This is a genomic window from Modestobacter roseus, assembly GCF_007994135.1.
Lineage (GTDB): Bacteria > Actinomycetota > Actinomycetes > Mycobacteriales > Geodermatophilaceae > Modestobacter > Modestobacter roseus.
Map to the genome: position 1 here is coordinate 216,944 of NZ_VLKF01000001.1, position 18,750 is coordinate 235,693.

At 75.0% G+C, this 18,750-nt stretch carries 16 protein-coding genes; 5 read left to right on the forward strand and 11 right to left on the reverse strand.

Annotated features, from left to right (window positions below):
• Positions 1-31: 31 nt before the first annotated feature.
• From JD78_RS01080 to JD78_RS01090, 3 genes are read left to right on the forward strand one after another with little or no spacing between them, the layout of a single operon-like run.
• Positions 32-1,867, forward strand: a complete 1,836-nt coding sequence (locus tag JD78_RS01080) for a hypothetical protein (protein WP_243730951.1) — start codon at positions 32-34, stop codon at positions 1,865-1,867.
• Positions 1,864-2,802: an ABC transporter ATP-binding protein gene (locus JD78_RS01085; RefSeq protein ID WP_153356608.1), complete on the forward strand. Its 939-nt coding sequence runs from the start codon at positions 1,864-1,866 to the stop codon at positions 2,800-2,802. Before JD78_RS01080 ends, JD78_RS01085 begins: the two co-directional genes overlap by 4 nt.
• Positions 2,799-3,692, forward strand: a complete 894-nt coding sequence (locus JD78_RS01090) for an ABC transporter permease (protein WP_228394900.1) — start codon at positions 2,799-2,801, stop codon at positions 3,690-3,692. The genes JD78_RS01085 and JD78_RS01090 overlap by 4 nt, the downstream gene beginning before the upstream one ends.
• A 105-nt stretch (positions 3,693-3,797) precedes the next feature.
• On the opposite strand, the gene JD78_RS01095 is transcribed toward JD78_RS01090, so the two are convergent.
• The 6 genes from JD78_RS01095 to JD78_RS01120 form a co-directional block, all read right to left on the reverse strand.
• Positions 3,798-4,400 carry a TetR/AcrR family transcriptional regulator gene (locus JD78_RS01095; protein ID WP_153356610.1) on the reverse strand — a complete coding sequence of 201 codons (603 nt, stop codon included), beginning with the start codon at positions 4,398-4,400 and terminating at the stop codon, positions 3,798-3,800.
• Positions 4,393-6,549, reverse strand: a complete 2,157-nt coding sequence (locus JD78_RS01100; protein ID WP_153356612.1) for a beta-glucosidase family protein — start codon at positions 6,547-6,549, stop codon at positions 4,393-4,395. Before JD78_RS01100 ends, JD78_RS01095 begins: the two co-directional genes overlap by 8 nt.
• Positions 6,550-6,615: 66 nt before the next feature.
• Positions 6,616-8,109 (reverse strand): phytoene desaturase family protein, encoded by a 1,494-nt coding sequence (locus JD78_RS01105; RefSeq protein WP_243730952.1) that lies wholly within the window; start codon positions 8,107-8,109, stop codon positions 6,616-6,618.
• A gap of 44 nt (positions 8,110-8,153) precedes the next feature.
• Entirely contained in the window at positions 8,154-8,810 is a 657-nt protein-coding gene (locus JD78_RS01110; RefSeq protein ID WP_153356616.1) for a DUF6461 domain-containing protein, read from the reverse strand.
• An 18-nt stretch (positions 8,811-8,828) separates the two neighbouring features.
• Positions 8,829-9,698, reverse strand: coding sequence for a polysaccharide deacetylase family protein (locus JD78_RS01115; protein ID WP_153356618.1), 870 nt, complete (start codon positions 9,696-9,698; stop codon positions 8,829-8,831).
• 199 nt (positions 9,699-9,897) lie between these two features.
• Positions 9,898-11,409, reverse strand: coding sequence for an HNH endonuclease signature motif containing protein (locus JD78_RS01120; protein ID WP_228394901.1), 1,512 nt, complete (start codon positions 11,407-11,409; stop codon positions 9,898-9,900).
• A gap of 82 nt (positions 11,410-11,491) precedes the next feature.
• Between JD78_RS01120 and JD78_RS01125 the strand changes: the two genes are divergently transcribed.
• Positions 11,492-11,911 carry a nuclear transport factor 2-like protein gene (locus tag JD78_RS01125; RefSeq protein WP_153356621.1) on the forward strand — a complete coding sequence of 140 codons (420 nt, stop codon included), beginning with the start codon at positions 11,492-11,494 and terminating at the stop codon, positions 11,909-11,911.
• Positions 11,912-11,960: 49 nt separating this feature from the next.
• Here JD78_RS01125 and JD78_RS01130 read toward each other — a convergent pair whose 3' ends face one another.
• The 3 genes from JD78_RS01130 to JD78_RS01140 all read right to left on the reverse strand — a co-directional run bounded on the left by JD78_RS01130 (position 11,961) and on the right by JD78_RS01140 (position 15,539).
• Complete coding sequence (locus JD78_RS01130; RefSeq protein WP_153356624.1) at positions 11,961-13,505, reverse strand: DUF2252 domain-containing protein; 1,545 nt, start codon at positions 13,503-13,505, stop codon at positions 11,961-11,963.
• 73 nt (positions 13,506-13,578) lie between these two features.
• Positions 13,579-14,628, reverse strand: a complete 1,050-nt coding sequence (locus tag JD78_RS01135) for an ABC transporter permease subunit (RefSeq protein ID WP_153356627.1) — start codon at positions 14,626-14,628, stop codon at positions 13,579-13,581.
• Positions 14,625-15,539: an ABC transporter ATP-binding protein gene (locus JD78_RS01140; RefSeq protein WP_153356630.1), complete on the reverse strand. Its 915-nt coding sequence runs from the start codon at positions 15,537-15,539 to the stop codon at positions 14,625-14,627. The genes JD78_RS01135 and JD78_RS01140 overlap by 4 nt, the downstream gene beginning before the upstream one ends.
• 115 nt (positions 15,540-15,654) lie before the next feature.
• Here JD78_RS01140 and JD78_RS01145 point away from each other — a divergent pair, with 115 nt between their 5' ends.
• Positions 15,655-16,623 carry an App1 family protein gene (locus JD78_RS01145; protein ID WP_153356633.1) on the forward strand — a complete coding sequence of 323 codons (969 nt, stop codon included), beginning with the start codon at positions 15,655-15,657 and terminating at the stop codon, positions 16,621-16,623.
• Here JD78_RS01145 and JD78_RS01150 read toward each other — a convergent pair.
• Both JD78_RS01150 and JD78_RS01155 read right to left on the reverse strand, forming a co-directional pair.
• Positions 16,572-17,612 carry an MsnO8 family LLM class oxidoreductase gene (locus JD78_RS01150; RefSeq protein WP_153356636.1) on the reverse strand — a complete coding sequence of 347 codons (1,041 nt, stop codon included), beginning with the start codon at positions 17,610-17,612 and terminating at the stop codon, positions 16,572-16,574. The two genes, JD78_RS01145 and JD78_RS01150, sit on opposite strands and share 52 nt — an antisense overlap.
• Positions 17,612-18,739 carry a spore photoproduct lyase family protein gene (locus JD78_RS01155; RefSeq protein ID WP_166520892.1) on the reverse strand — a complete coding sequence of 376 codons (1,128 nt, stop codon included), beginning with the start codon at positions 18,737-18,739 and terminating at the stop codon, positions 17,612-17,614. The genes JD78_RS01150 and JD78_RS01155 overlap by 1 nt, the downstream gene beginning before the upstream one ends.
• Positions 18,740-18,750: the final 11 nt, after the last annotated feature.

Genomic DNA, 18,750 nt, shown 5'->3' on the forward strand with positions numbered 1-18,750 from the left:
CCGGCCCCGGCTGTTCGGGCAGGATCGGCGGATGACCTCCTCGGAGCAGTCGGACCAGCAGCAGTCGGAACAGCAGCAGCCGGACCAGCGCGGCGTCGTCTTCCCGGCCGGCCCGGACGGCCGGCGCAGCACGGCGGCGGTCGGTCGCGCCGTGATCGCCGACGCGCTGCGCCCCGTCGACCCGACCGGCGCCCGCGCGGCCGAGCACGAGACGAACTGGCGCGGCGGCTACCTGACGCACCTCCGGCGCACGGTCGAGGCCGGCCTGGCCTCCCCGGCGGCCGCCCGCGCCATCGCCGGCGCCGGGCTCGATTCCCTGCACACCCGGATGCGGGTCGCCGGCCCGGACGGTGAGGTCGCGCTGGGCTCGCTGCGCACCGCGTCCCCCCGCCGGTCGCTGACCACGGTCGAGGTGCGCGGTGAGGCCCCGCCCGAGCAGGAGCTGACCCTCCCCTGGCGTGGGGAGCGGTTGCGCGGTGACGACGTCCGCCGCCGTCTCGACGCCTGGGTCGGCGCCGGCATGGTGGAACCCAGCTGCGCCGACGCGGTGCGCGCCGTGCTGGACCACCCGGAGTGGCTGGCGCTGCACGGGCGCACGGTCGTGGTGCTGGGCGCCGGCGCCGAGATGGGCCCGCTCCCCGCCCTGCTGCGGTGGGGCGCCCGGGTGGCCGCCGTCGACCTGCCCCGCGTCGAGCTGTGGCGCCGGGTGCTGGAGACCACCCGGCGTGGCGCGGGCACCCTGCTGCTGCCGGCCCGGCGGGACCACGCCGACCCCGCGGCCGAGGCAGGGGCCGACCTCGTGGCCGAGGTGCCCGAGGTCGCCGAGTGGCTGCTCGGCCTGCCCGGCGGCCTGGTGCTGGGCAACTACGTCTACGCCGACGGCGCCACCAACGTGCGGGTCTCCGCCGCGGTCGACGCGCTCACCGTGCGCCTGCAGCAGCAGCGGCCCGACCTGGCGCTGGCCTTCCTGGCCACCCCCACCGACGTCTTCGCCGTGCCCCGGGACGCGGTGGCGGCCTCGGCCGCGGCCTACGCCGATCGCTCGCGGACGGCGAAGCTGCTGGGCCGGCCCCTGCGCACGCTCTCGGCGGGGCGGCTGCTGCAGCGCAACTACGTGCCCGGCGCCGACCCGGGGGTCAACGACAGCCTGGTGCCGCAGCAGGGCCCCAACTACGCGCTGGCCAAGCGGGTGCAGCGCTGGCGGGCCACCGTCGCCCGCACCGACGGGGCGACCGTCTCGCTGAACGTCGCGCCCCCCACCCGCACCCGCTCGGTGGTGAAGAACCGGGCGCTGGCCGCCGCGTACGCCGGCGCGCACCGGTTCGGGGTGGAGGTGTTCGAGCCCGCGACGTCGAACGTGCTGATGGCCGCGCTGCTGGTGCACGACCTGCACACCGGCGGTGGCCCCGCGCACGCCCACCCGTGGCAGGACGAGGCCCACGCCGCCGCGCACGGCGGGCTGTGGCGGGCGCCCTACGCCCCGCGCAGCGCCCTCGGGCTGGCCGCCGTGCTGGGGTCGCCGGCGCCCGCGGCTGACGTCCCCCCCCGGTCGTCCGGGGCGCTGGCCCGGGCCACCGGGTCCTCCCGCGGAACCTCGTGCACTGAGTCGCCAGGTGACTCACTGCACGAGATCGCGGACCCCCACCCGGTGCCGCCGATCCCGGCACCGAGGCCGGGACGGTCGTGGGGAACGGCCGGGGAACGCCGCGAGAACGGCGAGGGTGCGGGTCAGGGGACCCCGGGGTCCCGGGTCGGGGCAGCCTCAGGGTCGGTTGGGGGGCCTCCCCGATGTACGGCGGGAGCGCCCGCCGACAGGCTTCTCGGCATGGACACCACCGCTGCACAGCAGGCCCGGGCTCCGCGATGATCATCGCCCGGGACCTCACGAAGACGTACGGCTCCAAGGTCGCCGTGGACGGCGTCAGCTTCACCGTGGAGCCCGGCCGGGTCACCGGCTTCCTCGGCCCGAACGGCGCCGGCAAGTCCACCACGATGCGGATGATGATCGGGCTGGACCGGCCCACCAGCGGCACCGTCACCGTCGGTGGCCGCAACTACGCCGACGTCCCCGCCCCGCTCCGCTCGGTCGGCGCGCTGCTCGAGGCACGGGCCCTGCACCCGGGCCGCAGCGCCCGCAACCACCTGCGCTGGCTGGCCGCCAGCAACGGCATCCCGGCGAAGCGGGTCGACGAGGTGCTCGACCTGGTGGGGCTCACCGACGTCGCCGACCAGCGGGTCGGCCGGTTCTCCCTCGGCATGGGCCAGCGGCTGGGCATCGCCGTCGCCCTGCTCGGTGACCCGCCGGTCGTGGTCCTCGACGAGCCGGTCAACGGCCTGGACCCCGAGGGCATCCGCTGGGTGCGCAACCTCGCCCGCGAGCTCGCCGGCCAGGGGCGCACCGTGCTGGTCTCCAGCCACCTGATGAGCGAGATGGCGCTCACCGCCGACCACCTGATCGTGATCGGCCGCGGCCGGGTGCTGGCCGACTGCTCGATGGCGCAGTTCATCACCGACCACGCCGCCTCCTACGTCCGGGTGCGCACCCCGCGGACCGCCGAGGCCGCCGAGCTGCTCGTGCGCTCCGGCCTGGACGTCGACCGGCACGGCAGTGGCGTCGACGTGGAGCTCCGCGTGCAGGGGCTGGACGCCGCCGGCATCGGGGACCTGGTCGGCGGCGCCGGCCTGCACCTGCACGAACTCACCCTCGTCCAGTCCTCGCTCGAGGACGCCTTCATGACCCTGACCGCCAGCAGCGTCGAGTACGCCGCCGGGCCGGTCGCGACCGCAGGAGCTGCGCGATGAGCCAGACCGTGACCACCTCGACCGTGACCGACCGCCCGCCCACCGACGGCACCTCCACCGACCGCACCTCCATCGACCGCGTCTCCCTCGACCCCGACCGGCACGTGCCCGGGCGCCGCGATCCCGGCCTGGGTGCGGCCCTGCACGCCGAGTGGCTGAAGTTCTGGTCCGTCCGGTCCACCCGGTGGTCCCTGGGCCTGCTCTTCGTGCTCGGTGCGGGGCTCACCACGCTCGTCTGCTGGGCCGCGGCGGCCGACCTCGCCAGCGGCGAGGCGGGGGAGTCCCCGGCGTCGTTCCTCACCTGGGGGCTGCTGTTCTCCCAGCTGACGGCGATCGCGCTCGGCACGCTGGTGGTCACCAGCGAGTACGGCACCGGGATGATCCGGGCGACGATCACCGCCGTGCCGCACCGCGGCCGGGTGGTCCTGGCGAAGGTCCTGGTGCTCGCCGGGGTGCTGTTCGTCGCCGGCGTCGTGACGGCGTTCGTCGGCTACCTGGGCGGCAACGCCTTCCTGGACCGCGAGGGGATCGGGATGGCGCTGTCCGACGACGGGGTGCTGCGCGCCCTGCTCGGCAACGGCCTCTACCTGGCCGGCCTGGGTGTGCTCGCCCTCGGCGCGGGCTTCCTGATCCGGAACACCGGCGCGGCGCTGACCGTCGGCATCGCGCTGGTGCTCATCGTCGGGAACCTGGCCTACGCCCTGCCCGGCACCTGGGGGGAGTGGGTGGCCAAGCTGATGCCCGGCAACGCCGGTGGCGCGGTCGCCCAGGTGGTCCCCTTCACCGGCGGCGCCTCCCTCGCACCGTGGACGGGCTTCGCGGTCTTCGCCGCCGAGGCGCTCGCCGTCCTGCTCGCCGGGTACGTCGTCCTCCGCCGCCGCGACGCCTGACGGAGGACCCCTTCGCCCCCACCCTCCGCAAGCTCAGGGCGGGACCCTGCGAAGGGGCCGGACCGGCACCCCTGGCCTCTGCGAGGCCCGGGGTGCCGGCGCGTGTCAGGGCAGCAGCAGCGCGGCGGCGCGGTCCCACTCGCCGACCAGGTCGACCTCGTCGGGCGTGCGCAGCCACTGCTCCTCCAGGCCGCCCATCACCGCGAGCAGCTGGCGGGCGGTGGACCCGGGGTGCGGCACGTGCCCGCCGACCAGCCGGGTGAAGGTGGCCAGCACGCGGGCGTCCCGGTCGCGGAAGTAGCCGTGCGCGGGATGGCCCTCGAACAGCGACTCGGTGCGCAGCATCGAGTACAGCCGGACGATCTCCGGCTGGGTGGTGTTGCGGACGACGACCGCCCGCAGCACCGCCCGCATCTCGGCCACCGACGAGTCGGCCAGGTCGTCCAGGCCGGCACCGAGCTCCCCGGCGACGGCGGCGGCGTCCCGGCGGTCGCGGTCCTCGAGCAACGCCACGAGCAGCCCGTCCTTGGAGCCGACGTGGTGCAGCAGCCCGGCGACGGTCAGCCCGCAGGCGTCGGCCACCGCCTGCACGCTGAACCCGTAGTAGCCGCGCTGCCCGACGATCCGGGTCGCCTCGTCGAGGATCTGCCGGCGCCGCTGCTCCGGCGTCCACCGGCTGCCCGGGCCGCGCGGCCGCGCCTCAGCCAAGCCGGAGGACGGCGGCCTGCGGGTCGCCGGCGTACGCGCCCACCTCCAGCTCGACGTCGGTGGCGTCGGGCAGCACGCGCTCGCGCCGGTCGTCGTCCCACCGGGCCAGCGCGAGCAGGCTGACCGGCACCTCGACGGGAACCGAGGCGCCGGCGGGCACGGCGACGCTGCGGAAGCCGACCAGCAGCCGCTCACCCGGGTAGCCACCGGTGCCGGTGCGCCCGTAGACCTGCACCACGTGCCGGCCGTCGCGGTCGCCGGTGTTGGTCACCGTCGCGGTCACCGCCGCGCCGGCCGCGGTCACGTCGCCGATGGTGAACGACGTGTACGACAGCCCGAAGCCGTGCGGGTACGCGGCCTCGACGCCGAGTCGGTCCAGCAGCCGCTGGCCGTGCCACCGGTCGTAGGTGATCGCGGTGGCGTCGCGGTCGAAGAAGGGCAGGTGCTCCTCGCTGGTCGGCACGCTGAACGGCAGCCGGCCGGCCGGTTCCGCGGCACCGGTGAGCACGTCGCCGAGCGCCGGGCCGCCCTCCATGCCGGCGTACCACTGCAGCAGGACGGTCGGCACCTCCTGGCGCCAGGCCTCGGTGAGCACCGGGCCGGCGGCGACCATCGTGACGACGGTGCGCGGGTTGGCCGCCACCGTCGCGCGGATGACCTCCTCCTGCTCGGGGCGCAGCCGCAGCGAGTCGCGGTCGCCGCCGAACCCCTCGCCGGCGGTCATCACGACCTCGTCGCCGGTGGCCCGCACGCCGTCCGGTCGCGGCGGGTACAGCGCCAGCAGGTCCGGGTTGTTCATCGTGTCCGAGCCGACGTACTCGCCCTCGTCCTCGGCGGTGAAGCCGGCGACGACGATCGCGACGTCGACCTGGCGCGCCGCCTCCGCGGCGGCCGCCGGGTCGTCGTCGGCGACGTGCACGATCCGCGCGCCGGGGAAGGCGGCGGTGATGCCCTCCAGCGGGGTGGTGCTGCTGGGCGGGCGGACGTCGGAGGAGCCGTGGTCGCCCTGGTTGACCTCCGTGGCCAGCCGGCCGATGACCGCGATGCTCGACACCGCCGCCGGGTCCAGCGGCAGCAGCGGGGCGCCGCCGACCGGCTCGTTGCGCAGCAGCACCATGGCGCGGGCGGCGACCTCGCGGGCCAGTGCCCGGGCGTCGTCGTCGGCCATCAGCTCGGGGCCGAAGGCGCCGTCCTCGCGGGCGGCGTAGGAGCGCAGCATCGCGGCGATCATCCGGACGCCGGAACGCTCGACGCCGGACCGGTCCGCGCTGCCGTCCGCGAGCTGGCCGGCGAGGTGCTGGGCGCGCTGCTGGCGGAAGGGCTCCTCCAGGTCCAGGCCGGCGTCCAGCGAGGCGCCGGCGTCGCGCAGACCCCAGATGAAGTCGCTGACCGTGATCCCGTCCCAGCCCCACTGGTCGCGCAGCACCTCGGTGAGCAGGTGCCGGTTCTGGCCGGCCCACTCGCCGTTGACCGAGTTGTAGGCGCTCATGATGGCCGCCACGCCCTCGTCGACGGTGCGCTTGAAGTGCGGCAGGTAGACGTCCTGCAGGGTGGCCTCGTCGATGGTGACGTCGACGGTGAAGCGGGCGTTCTCCATCGAGTTCAGCGCGTAGTGCTTGGCGCAGGCCATCACGTACCGCTGGGTGCCGCGCACCAGGGCCGCGCCCATCTCGCCGAGGTGGAACGGGTCGTCGCCGTAGGTCTCCTGCGCGCGGCCCCAGGCGGGGTGGCGGAGCAGGTTGATGCAGACGCCGCCGAAGAAGTTGCCGCCGACGGCGCGCACCTCGCGGCCGATGACCTGGCCGACCCGCTCCTCGAGCTCGGGGTCCCATGTGGCGCCGCGGGCCATGGAGACCGGGAAGGCGGTGCCGTTGCCGGAGACGCAGCCGCGCGGGCCGTCGACGAACTGGGTGCCGGGGATGCCGAGCCGGGCGACGGCCGCGTGCGGGATCGGCACGGTGTTGTAGCCGCCGGTCAGCATCGCCAGGAAGCCGTCCCAGAACTCCCAGTCGCCGTCGAGCAGGCCGAGCTGCTCGTCGGGGGTGAGCTGGGCGAACAGCTGCCGGGCCTCGGCCTGGACGCCGGCCCCGCCACGGACGGCGGCGACGGCGGTCGCGAAGGCGGTGCTCTGCGGAGCGTCAGTGCTCACGGGGTCCCCTCGGTACTACCTAGTGGTCTGTAGGTAGTGCGACCCTAGCCCCTCAGGCCGGACCGATCAGCCCGGCGGCGATCTGCGCGGACAGGGTGACCAGCGGCAGCCCGCCGCCGGGGTGCGCAGAGCCGCCGACCAGGAACAGCCCCGGCACCGGGGAGGCGTTCCCCGGGCGCAGGAAGGCGGCCCGGGCGCCGTTGCTCGACGTCCCGTAGATCGACCCGCCGGGGCTGGCGGTCTCCCGCTCCAGGTCGGCCGGGGTGCGCACCACCCGCCAGCGCACCCGGTCCCGCACGTCCAGCCCGCGGTCGGCCAGCACGTCGAGCACCCGGTCGGCCTGGGCGTCGGCCAGCCCGGGGCGGTCCAGTCGACGCCCGTGCCCGGTTCGTGTCTCGGCGCGTTGACCAGCACGAACCACGACTCGCTGTCGGCGTCGGGGCGGGTGGCCGGGTCGTCGGGTGCGCTGACGTAGACCGTCGGGTCGGCGACCGGCCGCTTCGGGCCCCGCCTGCCGAGGTGCTGCCGCCCGAACAGCGCGTCGAACTCGGCGTCGTAGTCGTGCGGGAAGAGCACGGTGTGGTGGGCGAGGCCGGGGGTGCGCCCGCGCAGCGCGAGCAGCAGCACCAGGCCGGACGACGACGGGGTGACCCGGCGCAGCGCGGCCCGGGGTCCGCGGGCCGGGGCGGTGCCGGGCAGCAGTCCGCGGTAGAGGGCGGTGGCGTCGGCGTTGCTCACGACGACGTCGGCCGCGATCCGCTCGCCGTCGGCCAGTCGCACCCCGCCGGCCCGGCCGCCCTCGACGAGCACTTCGGCGACGGCGGCGTCGGTGCGGATGGTGGCGCCGCGCTCGACGGCGCGCTGCGCGACCGCCTCGACCAGCCGGCGCAGGCCACCGCGGACGTACCAGGAGCCGAAGGCCTGCTCGGCGTACGGGACGGTGAGCAGCGCCGCGGGGGCGCGCCGCGGGTCGGAGCCGGAGTAGGTGGCGTAGCGGTCCAGCAGCATCCGCAGCCGCGGGTCGCCCAGGTACGTGCTGCCCAGGCCGCGCAGCGTGCGGCCGGGGGCGATGGTGCGCAGGTCGGCGGCCCGTCGGGCCAGGCGCAGCAGGGTGCCGGCCCCGGCGAGCGGGGAGCGCAGGAACGGCTGCTCGGTGGCCCGCCACATCGCCTCGGCGCGGTCGAGCAGCGCCGCCCACTGGGCGCCGGCGCCGTTGCCCAGGGCGTCGTCCAGCGCGGCGGGGATGAGCTCGCGGCTGCCCGGGACGTCGACCGTCGTCCCGTCTGCGAAGCGGTAGGCGACGGCCGGGTCGAGCCGCTGGAGGTCCAGGACGTCGTCCAGCGGCGCGCCGGTGGCGGCGAACAGGTCGCGGAGGACCTGGGGGAGGGTGACCAGGCTGGGGCCGGTGTCGAAGCCGTGCCCGTCGCGGGAGAACCAGCCGAGCTTGCCGCCGACCACCGGCGCCTGCTCCAGCACGGTGACCGCGTGCCCGGTCGCGGCGAGCCGGGCCGCGGCCGCCAGCCCGCCGAGCCCGGCGCCGATCACCACCACCCGGGCCACGGAGGTCACGGTAGTCGCGGCGGTGCGTCAGTCGGCCCGGCGCCTCACCGATCTGACGGGCCTCCTTGCCGGGTGGGGTCCGGCATCAGGGTGCCGGGTACGAGGGGAGCCGCTCCGCGCGGACTCCCGTCCCCCGTACCGGTGTGCCCCGGCATGGTGGCGCAGGGCAGGGGGTCCTCCAGCATCGCCGGGGTGAGCGTCACCCCGGTCAGCAGGTGCAGGAACGACGCCGCCGGTGCGCCCGGCGTCGGGAGGGATCCGGGGAACCCGGCGGCCTGGATCTCTGCGTCGAAGGCGTGCGGCGCCGACCCCCAGCGCATCCAGTCGGGGCTGGCCGGCTCGAAGCCGCAGAGGTAGTCGCCGTCGCGCGCGACGTGGACCCCGCTGATGTTCGGGGTGAAGCAGAGGCTCACCGCTGTGCCGCCGTCCGCGGTCAGGCGGGCCAGGACGCGGGAGTCGCCTCCCGTGGTGGACGCGTGCTCGACCGCGTAACTCCACTCCGCGGCGGTGCCGAGCCTCATCGACGGCCGGTCGAGGTCATAGGCCGACTGCAGCGACAAGGTGCTGCGGTCGAAGTCCGTCGGCCCGAAGGCGGCGAGCACGCGGACCGGGTCGGGGATGGAGACGACGGTCAGCGTCAGCAGCAGGTGCTGCTCGACCCAGTCGGAGAACCACTCGAACGGCTGGTGCGTGTTGGGCATCCTGGTAGGTCCCATCCGTCAGAAGTCGGCGTCGAGGTGGGCGAGCAGGGTGGGCCCGTCCCAGGTGGGTGGCGGCATGATCCGGCGGATGGTGAGCAGCGGCTGCGCTGGGTCGGTCGGGTCGGCGAGCTGGAACGCGGCCCGGTAGCCGGCCGCCGCCACGTGGGTGAGCGTCTCCTGGTTCCACACGCCGTGCGGGTAGGCGAGCAGGTCGACCGGGTGCCCGAGGACCTCGGCCAGGGTCTGCCGGGGCTGGTCCACCTGCTCGGGCCACTGGTCGCCGATGAGGCGGTCCATCCGCTGGTGGTCCCAGCTGTGCGCGCCGATGGTCATGCCGGCGGCGTCGAGCTCGCGCAGCTGGTCGCTGCTGAGCCAGTTCGGCTTGTCCAGCACGACGGTCATCGGGAAGAACGCGCCCGGGAAGCCGAACTCGCGGAGCATCGGGAGCCCGACGGTGGCGTGGGTGGCCGAGCCGTCGTCGAAGGTGAGCAGGACCGGGCGGTCGGGCAGCGGGGTGCCGAACTGCAGGTGGTCGACGAGCGCGGGGGCGGTGACCGGGGTGTGGCCGCCGTCGCGGAGCGCGGTGAACTGCGCGCGGAGGGCGTCGGGCGGGGTGGTGATGCTGCGGGCGTACGCGCTGTCGTCGGAGGTGTGCTCGCGCAGCTGGTGGAAGCAGAGCACCGGGACGGTCGAGCGGGCCAGGACCTCCGCCGCCGTGCCCGGGGTGGGCGGCGGCTCCTCGGTCGGCGTGGGTTCCGCGGACGGCTCGGGCGACGGGGTGGTCCGCGCCGGTGACGTGGTCGGCCCGGCTGCCTGCCGCGCCGGTCCGGCGCTGCACCCGGCGAGGGCGAGGGCAGCTCCGGCGGCGAGGAAGTGGCGTCTGTGCACCCGCAGAGCGTGCTGTCCGGGGGTGCTGGATGCAACGACCCATTGCGCAGCGCCGTTCGCGTGCGGCGCCGTTCGTGTGCCGCGCCGTCCCGTCGGGCATCCGCCCGCCGAGTGAGCGCGTGTCCAGGTCACCGCCTGTCGACCTGTCCGCATGTCGACAGGGCGGCATGCGGACACATCGAGAAGTGGGCTGCGCGGATCAGAACGGTGGTGGGTCCTCATCCGTATTGCCGGCCGGAGGGGGTGGCTCGGGTCTGTCGGGTGGTCGTTCACCGGGCGGGGGGTGCGGCGGCGCCACTGGTGGTCGGAGGCCGGGTGGTCGGGTGGTGCGGGTGACGCCGCTGGGGGTGGTGACCTGGAGGGTGCCGTCGCCGGTCATGGTGAACCGCCAGCCGGGGGCGTGGGTCTTGAGCCGGTGGTGGCTACGGCACAGGCAGCAGAGGTTGGCGCAGTCGGTGGCCCCGCCGCAGGCGTGGGCGATGACGTGGTCGATGTCCTTGGCGCCGACGCGCTGCCCGCAGCCGGGGAACCGGCAGCGCCGGTCGCGGGCGGTGACGAACGCCCGTTGCCGCTCGGTGGGCCGGTACCGGTCGGTGGCCGGCGGCGGGCCGGCCACTTCACACCCGCAGTCGCCCGCGGGGTGGTCGGGACAGCCGCGCGTGGCGAGCCGCTCCAGTTCGGCGGGGGTCAGCGTGGCGAGCAGTTCCCCGTCCGGGCCGGTGAGCGCGTAGCTCAACGAGCCGCCCTCGGGCGTGCTCACGCCGAGCGCGGCCAGGCGAGCGAGCAGGTCACGCAGGTGGGCCGCGGTGATCACCAGCCCGTTCACCTCACCCGGCGCACACCCGCCCTCCAACGCCTCCAGCGCGGCGGTGATGGTCAGGTTCGCCGTCACCAGCGGCAGGCCGGTGTCGGCCGGGCGGAGGATCAGCGCCGCGGCCACCAGGGTGCGCAGCTGCCCGATCGGCCGCTCATCGCCATCGGCCTTCAACATCCGGGCAAGCTGGTCGATGAGGTCCTTCGCCGCGGCGGCCTCCTCGGCGGGCAGGTCTACCGCGAGCACCGCCCGCCCGTCGACGGGTGAGGGGTAGACGTGCACGTCAGCGGCCTTGGCGGCCTCTACCCGCGCCTCTTCGGCGGCGGCGTCCAGCTGCAGCACGAGCTCGGCGGCGCGGGTGCCGACCCGGGTCACCGACAGATCGCTCGCCTCGGGCAGCAACTCGGCTTCCACGCGGCCGGCGACGTCGGCGGGGACGTTCTTCACCGCATCGGCCAGCTGCTGTGCCCGCCGCTCATCGATGTCCCCGGCCCGCAGTGCGGCGAAGGTGCCCGGGAGCTTTCGCGCCCAGGTCAGTGCCCGGGTGAGCCGGATCGCCGCCGTTCCCCGCCCGACGTTGAGCACCGTGGCCAGCTCGGCGGTGAAGAACTCACTGACCTCACCGTCACCCGGCTGGGCAGTCCACCCCGCTCGCCGGGCACCCGGGTGCTCCGGTGCCGGATCCGCGGCGGCGGGCCGCTGCCCGGCCAGGGCGAGGATCAGCTCCGCCTCTTCCGCGGCAGCCTTCGCCCGTTGCCGCTGAAGGCCCTGCACGCGGGCCGCCAGCAGGTCATCGGGCCACTCCGACGCCGGCCCCGGTCCCTCGGACCCCGGGTAGTACAGCTCCAGCACCATGGTGGCCGACCGCACAGGGGAACTCGCGGCCGCCGTCGTCATGCACCGAAACTACGGCGGGGGTACGACAGTTCCGGCTGACCCCGCGGGCGTCGGCGGATCGGGGTGCCCGCACAATCCCGACGTGGATGTCGACCAGGCCGCGGTGACTGCGGAGGCGTCGGCAGCGACCCGGGCGGCGGTCCTCGAGCACGTGGCTGCCTTCAATGCCCACGACACGGACCGCCTGCTCGCCGGCCTGCACGAGGACGTCGTCTGGGCCACCGGCTCGGACCTGTTCCGCGGGACCGCACAGTTGCGGGACGCCGTCTTCGACGTGGGGTTGTGGGAGATGCGTCCGTCCCTCGCCGTCCGGACGCTCCTCGTCGAGGGAGGAGCCGCGGCCGGCACGTTCCGCGAGGTCTTCGTCGTGGGTGACGAACGCCGCGAGGTCGACATCGCCGTCTTCGTCACGGTCCACGACGCCGTGATCCGGACCGTCACGGTGTTCCGGGAGGGCAGCGCTGACGTCGAGCCGCCCCGCGACCCGGGCGGCGGTGGGTAGCCGGCCCGGACACCCGGGGTGGCGGCGCTGCCACCCCGGCACCGGCCCATCAGCGGTAGACGACGTCGACGTTCTGGAAGGCGCCCAGCTCGTGGTCGGCGACGAAGTACTCGTGGTCCTGGCGCACCCGGTCGGCGGCCTCCTCGGCGAAGCGGAGGATGTCGTCGATGAACAGCTCGCGCCCACCGATCGCGTCCAGGATCGCCGGCTCGACGTCGTAGTCGATGTTGCCGCTCTCGTCGGACATCGCGTGCGTGTGCGCGAGCACCTTCCCGCAGATCTCCGCGTAGTCCTTCCAGTCGCCCGTCGACAGCGAGCCCAGGCTGATGTCGTCGCGGAAGGGTGCCCGCTCGCGGACCATGAAGCTCAGCCCGTCGATGTCGACGCTGCCGTAGAAGACGTCGCCGTCGACCAGGTGCACCCGCTGGGCGTGCCGGATCCGGTCGCCCTGCTTGTCGACCTCGTACCCCGAGGGCGGCACGAGCCCGGCCAGCGCGGACCGGCGGGCGCGCTTGAACTCCAGCAGCAGGTCGTCGGTGCCGTCGTCCTGCACCCCGGCGATGAGGACGTAGTACCGGGTCAGGCCCAGCGACGCGGTGCCCGCACCGCGCCGTTCGGCGACGTCCTTGACCTGCATCCGCCCCGCCCGCTCGGGCACCCGCACCTCGTTCTCGGCGATGAACCGGTCGACGATGCCCTGGAACTCCTCCCGGCGGCTGCGCACCGGCACGAGCTCCTCGTCGGTGCGGAAACCACGGCGGGTCTCGTCCAGCAGGCCGGCCAGCCACTCCGTGCGGCTGGTCTCCAGCGTGCTGGAGATCAGGTCGGCGATCAGCGGCGGGGCGTTGTCCAGCCGCAGCTGCTCGGTCTGCTCCCGGCCGTCCGCGGCGTAGGAGGCGATGCCGTCGACGTAGCCCTGCACGAACCGGCGGGCGACGGCGCGCTGCTTCTTCCGGCTCAGGTCGCCCTTCTCCTCCGCTCCCAGCATGAAGCCCACGGCACCGCGCTTGAGGTCCCAGGTGAACGGCGCGTAGTAGGCGTCGTCGAAGTCGTTGACGCTGAAGATCGGCACGTTGTCCGAGCTGGGCATCACCCCGAAGTTGCCCGGGTGCACGTCGCCCAGGGCCAGCACGGTGGGCAGCCGGGAGTCCTCGCCGACGAGGTCGCGGTAGAAGAGCAGGTTGGTGCCGCGGAAGAACTGGAAGACCGACCCGGCGAGCTTGTCGAACTTCGCGCGGGCCTCCAGGTCACCGGTGGCGATGCGGGTCTCGTGGTCCTCGCGCACGGTCTCCCGGACGTGCACGCGGCGGTCGTTGCCGGTGAGCATCCGGGGGATGAGCACCATCTCGCCGCGGGCCCGCGCTTCGGCGAGCAGGTGGAAGGCGTCGACCCGGGAGTGCACCGGGCGCCGGCCGTCACCACGCACGGTGGCGTCCTCGCCGGGTGCGCCGTCGCCGTCGGCCCCCGCGCCGTCGGATGACCCGAGGTGCTCGAGCAGCTGCTCCTTGGTCATCGACGAGCGTCCGGGGACGTCCTGCTCGCGCGCGCGGCGCAGCAGCTCGGTACGGGTGGCGGACTCCAGGTCAGTGGCCATGACCAGCGCGTACCCGATGACCTCCCCGGTCCCAAACGCATGTCATCAGGTCGTCAGGAAAGACGACCCGCGCTCAGGGCACGTCCCGCCGGCTGAACAGCACGACGCCGACGCCGACGACGACCGCGGTGACGACGGTCAGGACGATCCCGCTCTGCAGGTGCGTGATCAGGTACTCGGTGGTCTCCCAGAAGACGTTCCCCTGCGCGTCGACCCGCTCGCCCTGCTCGACGACGACCGTGAGCCCGTCGGGGAGGGCCAGCGCCGTCACGTTGTTGGTGAGCAGCCACGGTTGCCACTCCGGCCGGAGCGCGCGGACGGCGGTCTCCACCACCAGCACGTAGATGAACGCCGTGCCCAGCGCCGCCCCGGTGTTGCGCACCAGGTTGGTGAGCCCGAAGCCGATCAGCCCGGCGAACACCGTCAGCAGCACCCCGCGGCCCTCGGCGCCGACGAACTCGGACCAGAAGCCGTCGGGCAGGGCACGGCCGTCGCCGACGACGCCCTGCCAGATGCCGGCCATCGCCAGCCAGGCCACCTGCGCGACCACGCCGAGCACCACCGAGGCGGCGGCGACGACGGCGGCCTTGGCGCCCAGCACCCGCGACCGGCGCGGCTCCCAGAACAGCAGGTTGGTCATCGACCGGCTCGACCACTCCGCGCCGACGAAGGTGGCGCCGACCAGGAAGGCCAGCGCCCCGGCGAGCAGGCCGAGGACGGCCGCTCCCGTCGGACCCTGCTCCGCGAAGGAGAACGGCGGCGGGCTGATGAACATGTCGATCGGGAAGTCGGAGTCCTGGATCGGTGGGCCGCACCACTCGTCGGGGGTCATCCCCGCGTCCGCGGGCACCTGCTCGAGGCACTCCGCGCGCCCCTGGGCCGACAGCTCGACCTGTTCCTGCCGCTGCTGCTCGGCCGCGGCGAGCCGCTCGGGGGTGGGCGAGGACCAGTTGAGCAGGCCGATCACGAGCGCGCCGACCCAGACGAGCGCGGCGGTGAGCAGCAGCAGCCGGATGAACCGGCGGGCGGTGAACCGGTGGAGCTCCGCGCGCAGCAGCCCGCTGAACCGCCCCGCGGGGACGGTCGGCCGGTCGGCCTGCGGCGGGGTCTGGACGGCGCTCATGCCCGCTCCGCCGTCAGCGCGAGGAAGGCGCTCTCCAGGTCTGCGGTCATCGGGGTCAGCTCCTCCAGCCAGTGTCCGGACCCGGCCAGCAACCGGGTCACCTCCGCCGGGGCGGCGACCGCGTGGACCAGCAGGCCGCCCTCGGGTGCGGGTGCCACCTGGTAGCCGGCGGCGGTGAGCACCGCGGCGGCGGCCGCGGGGTCGGGCACGCGCACCCGGACGTCGGGGGCTCCGCCGCCGGCCAGCACCTCGTGCACGGGGCCGGAGGCGATGCACCGGCCGCGGGCCATGATCGACACCGAGTCGGCGACCTGCTGGATCTCGGCGAGCAGGTGCGAGCTGATCAGCACCGTCGTCCCCTCCTGGCCCAGCCGCCGGACGAGCTCGCGGACGTCGCGCATGCCGCCGGGGTCCAGCCCGTTGCCCGGCTCGTCCAGCACGAGCAGCTGCGGCGCCTTGAGCAGCGCCGCGGCGATGGCCAGGCGCTGCTTCATGCCGAGGGAGTAGCCGGCGAACCGGTCCTCGGCCCGGTCGCGCAGCTCGACGACCTCGAGCACCTCCTCGACCCGGGTGCGGGGGAGGCCGGCGGTCTCGGCCAGCAGCCGCAGGTTCCGGCGGCCGGTGAACCCGGGGAAGAACAGCGGCGTCTCGACGAGGGCGCCGACGCTGCCGATCACCTCGGGCAGGCCGCTGGGCACGGGCCGGCCGAGCAGCCGCACCTCACCGCTGTCGGGCCGCACCAGCCCCAGCGCGACCCGGATCATCGTGGTCTTGCCCGAGCCGTTGGGCCCCAGCAGGCCGTGCACCCCGCCGTCGCCGACGACCAGCTCCAGCCCGTCCAGTGCCCGCTGCGGTGGGCGCCCGCGCCGGGCGTAGGTCTTGGCGACCGCGTGCATCTCGAGGGCGGGCACTGGCGGCTCCTGACCTGGGGGAACGGGCGGGAGCACCGTGGCACAGCCGACGGCTGGATGGTGGGTTCCGCGCCGCGACGGTCCGCATCGTGCCGACGACTGGCAGGCTGCCCGGATGGTCTCCCTGCCTGCGCTGGCCCACCGCGCCGACGTCGCCGTCCACGACCTGCTCTCCGGGGTGGCGCGCCGGGTCGGCTGGACGCCGGTCGTGCTGGCGCACCCCGGCTACGGCAGCGACGGGCGGGCGCGGGTGCTGGGGCGGGTGCTGCTGGCCCCGGCCGGTGCCCACCCGGAGGCGCGCCGCGCGGTGCCCGGATGGCAGCGGTTCCTCACCCTGGAGAGCCCGCGCACCGAGGTCACCGTGGAGCTCGCCGGGCAGCGCCGCACGGTGGTCAGCGACGACGACGGGCTGATCGACGTCACCCTCGACCTGTCACTGCCCGACGCCGGCGCCGTCCCGGTGGTGCTGCGGGCCGGGGACCGGGAGTCGCGCACGGTGGTGCACCTGGCCTCGCCCGAGGCGGCCCGCGGGGTGGTCTGCGACATCGACGACACGGTGCTGGTCACCGGGCTGGCCACCCCGCTGCGCGCCGCGTGGCGGACCTTCGTGAAGCCGATGAGCCGGCGGCGGGCGGTCCCGGGGATGGCCGCCCTGCTGCACGAGCTGACCGCCGGCTCCCCGTCGGTGCCGGTCGTCTACCTGAGCAACGGGCCGTGGAACCTGGCCGGCCCGCTGGCCCGCTTCCTCGAGCGGGCCGGCTTCCCGCGCGGCGCGCTGCTGCTCACCGACTGGGGACCGACGCCGGACCGCTGGTTCCGCGACGGTCAGGCGCACAAGCGGACGTCGCTGCGTCGGCTGGCCACCGACCTGCCCGGCGTGCGCTGGACCCTGGTCGGGGACACCGGTGAGCACGACCCGGCGCTGTACGAGGAGTTCGCCCGGGCCGAGCCGGCGCGGGTGGCCGCCGTGCTGCTGCGCGACGTGCGCGACACCTCGACCCGGACGGCGCGGTTCGGCGGGGTGCCGGTGGTCTACGCCCCCGACGGGACGGCGCTGGCCGGTGCCCTGCCGGCGGCCGGCTGACGGCCGAACAGCTCCGCCAGCGCCGCGTCGGAGGCGGCCAGCGCCGCGCGGTCGAAGGTGCTGCTGGAGGCGATCAGCTCGGCCGCCCCGGTGCGCTCGAGCAGCGCTCCCAGCCGCTCGGTGACCTGGTCGGCGGTGCCGGCGACCGCCGCGGCGGTGCTCTGGTCGACGTACCGCCGCTGGATGGCCGTCATCGAACCGATGTCGGTGACCGGTTGCAGCGGGGGGAACGTGCCCTCGGTGCGAGCCCGGGCCATCGCCCAGGCCTCGGGCAGCAGCAGGTCGCGCGCCTCGTCGTCGGTGCCGGCGACCAGGACGTCGAGGCTGATCGACACCCGCGGCTCCGGCGCCTGCGCGCTGGGCCGGTACCCGTCCCGGTAGCGGGCGAGCGCGTCGAGGCCCGGCGCCGGGTCGCCGGCCACCCCGAGCAGCGGTCCGCCGACGACGACCGGCAGGCCGAGCGCGGCGGCCACCTCCAGGCCCCGGCCGGTGGCCAGCACGGTCATCGGCACGGGGGCCGCCGGGCGCGGGTGCACCGTCACCTCCGCCGTCCCGGTCAGGAAGGCGCGCAGCTCGGCCAGGTCGCCGGCGAAGTCGTCGCCGTCGGCCGAGCGCAGCGCCCGGCGCACCGGCGGGGTGAAGCCGGGGGAGCGGCCCAGCCCGAGGTCGACCCGGCCGGGGGCCAGCGCCGACAGCATGGCGAACTGCTCGGCCACGACCAGCGGCTGGTGGTGCGGGAGCATCACGCCGGCCGAGCCGATCCGCAGCGTCGTCGTCCGGCCGGCGATGGCGGCGAGCAGCACGGCCGGTGCGGCGCTCGCGACGCCGGGCACGCCGTGGTGCTCGGCGACGAAGAACCGGTCGTAGCCCAGCCGCTCGGCGGCGACGGCGCGCGCGACGGTGCCGGTCACGCCGGCGCTGTCCGGCTCGCCCGCCCGGGTGCGCGAGCGGTCCAGCAGCGAGAGCGCGACGCCGGTGGGGACGGTCATCAGAACGCGTACCGGACGGGCAGCCACGGGGTGTGCTGGGCGATCAGCGCCTGCAGCCGCTGCACCCCGGCCCGCTTCACGTCGTTGCGGTAGCGGACGTTGAGCTGCCCGTTCTGGCTGACCTTCGGCTGCTGCACCTCCGGGCGCCAGAGCAGCTGCTCGGCCTGGGGGTGCCAGCCCAGGTTGACCTCGTGCAGCCCCTCGTTGTGGGTCAGCATGATCACCTCGGTGGCGGCCTGGGCCTTGGCGGCGGGGGAGAGCTCGTCGTCCAGCTGCCGCAGCAGCGCCGTCCAGTCCGCCTCCCACCCTTCACGCAGCACGACGGGGGAGAAGTTGAGGTGCACCTCGTAGCCGGCGGCGACGAAGTCGTCGATCGCGGCGATCCGCTCGGCGATGCGGCTGGTGCGGACGTCGAGCAGGTGCGCGTCGGCGTCGGGCATCAGCGAGAAGCGCACCCGGGTGCGGCCCTGCGGGTCGAGGTCGAGCAGCTGCCGGTTGACGAACTTGGTGGCGAAGGAGGCCTTGGCGGTGGGGAGGTCGCGGAAGGTGGCGACCAGGTCGGCCACGTTGTCGCTGACGACCGCGTCGACCGAGCAGTCGCTGTTCTCGCCGAGGTCGTAGACCCAGCTGTCCCGGTCGCACTGGTTCGGCTCGGTCTTGGGGCCCTGGCGGGCGACGTGCCGGCGCAGGTGGGCGGTGATCTGCTCGATGTTGGTGAACACCGTGATCGGGTTGGCGTAGCCCTTGCGCCGGGGCACGTAGCAGTAGGCGCAGGCCATCGCGCAGCCGTTGGAGGTGGACGGGGCGATGAAGTCCGCCGAGCGGCCGTTGGGGCGGGTGCTCAGCGACTTCTTGACGCCGAGCACCAGCGTCTCGCTCTTGACCCGCACCCAGCGGTCAACGTTGCCGGCGTTGCCGTGCAGCTCGGGCAGTTGCCAGTGCGAGGCCACCTCGACCACCTCGGCGGCGGGGAACCGGGCGAGCACCTGGCGGCCCCGCGGGGAGGCGGCGGCCGCGGGCTCGGCGTAGACCGTGCGCACCTGCAGCAGGCGGTTCTCGACGGGCGTCTCCGCCGGGACCACGTCGTCGTCCGGGCCCACGTCGAACAGCGTCAGCGCGTCGGTCACGACGGGTGCAG

Coding starts and splice junctions, on each gene's coding strand:
- JD78_RS01135 (WP_153356627.1), bottom strand. CDS start 14,628: ATGAGCGCCGTCCAGACCCCGCCGCAGGCCGACCGGCCGACCGTCCCC.
- JD78_RS01080 (WP_243730951.1), top strand. CDS start 32: ATGACCTCCTCGGAGCAGTCGGACCAGCAGCAGTCGGAACAGCAGCAG.
- JD78_RS01130 (WP_153356624.1), bottom strand. CDS start 13,505: ATGGCCACTGACCTGGAGTCCGCCACCCGTACCGAGCTGCTGCGCCGC.
- JD78_RS01145 (WP_153356633.1), top strand. CDS start 15,655: ATGGTCTCCCTGCCTGCGCTGGCCCACCGCGCCGACGTCGCCGTCCAC.
- JD78_RS01110 (WP_153356616.1), bottom strand. CDS start 8,810: ATGCCCAACACGCACCAGCCGTTCGAGTGGTTCTCCGACTGGGTCGAG.
- JD78_RS01150 (WP_153356636.1), bottom strand. CDS start 17,612: ATGACCGTCCCCACCGGCGTCGCGCTCTCGCTGCTGGACCGCTCGCGC.
- JD78_RS01090 (WP_228394900.1), top strand. CDS start 2,799: ATGAGCCAGACCGTGACCACCTCGACCGTGACCGACCGCCCGCCCACC.
- JD78_RS01085 (WP_153356608.1), top strand. CDS start 1,864: ATGATCATCGCCCGGGACCTCACGAAGACGTACGGCTCCAAGGTCGCC.
- JD78_RS01120 (WP_228394901.1), bottom strand. CDS start 11,409: ATGACGACGGCGGCCGCGAGTTCCCCTGTGCGGTCGGCCACCATGGTG.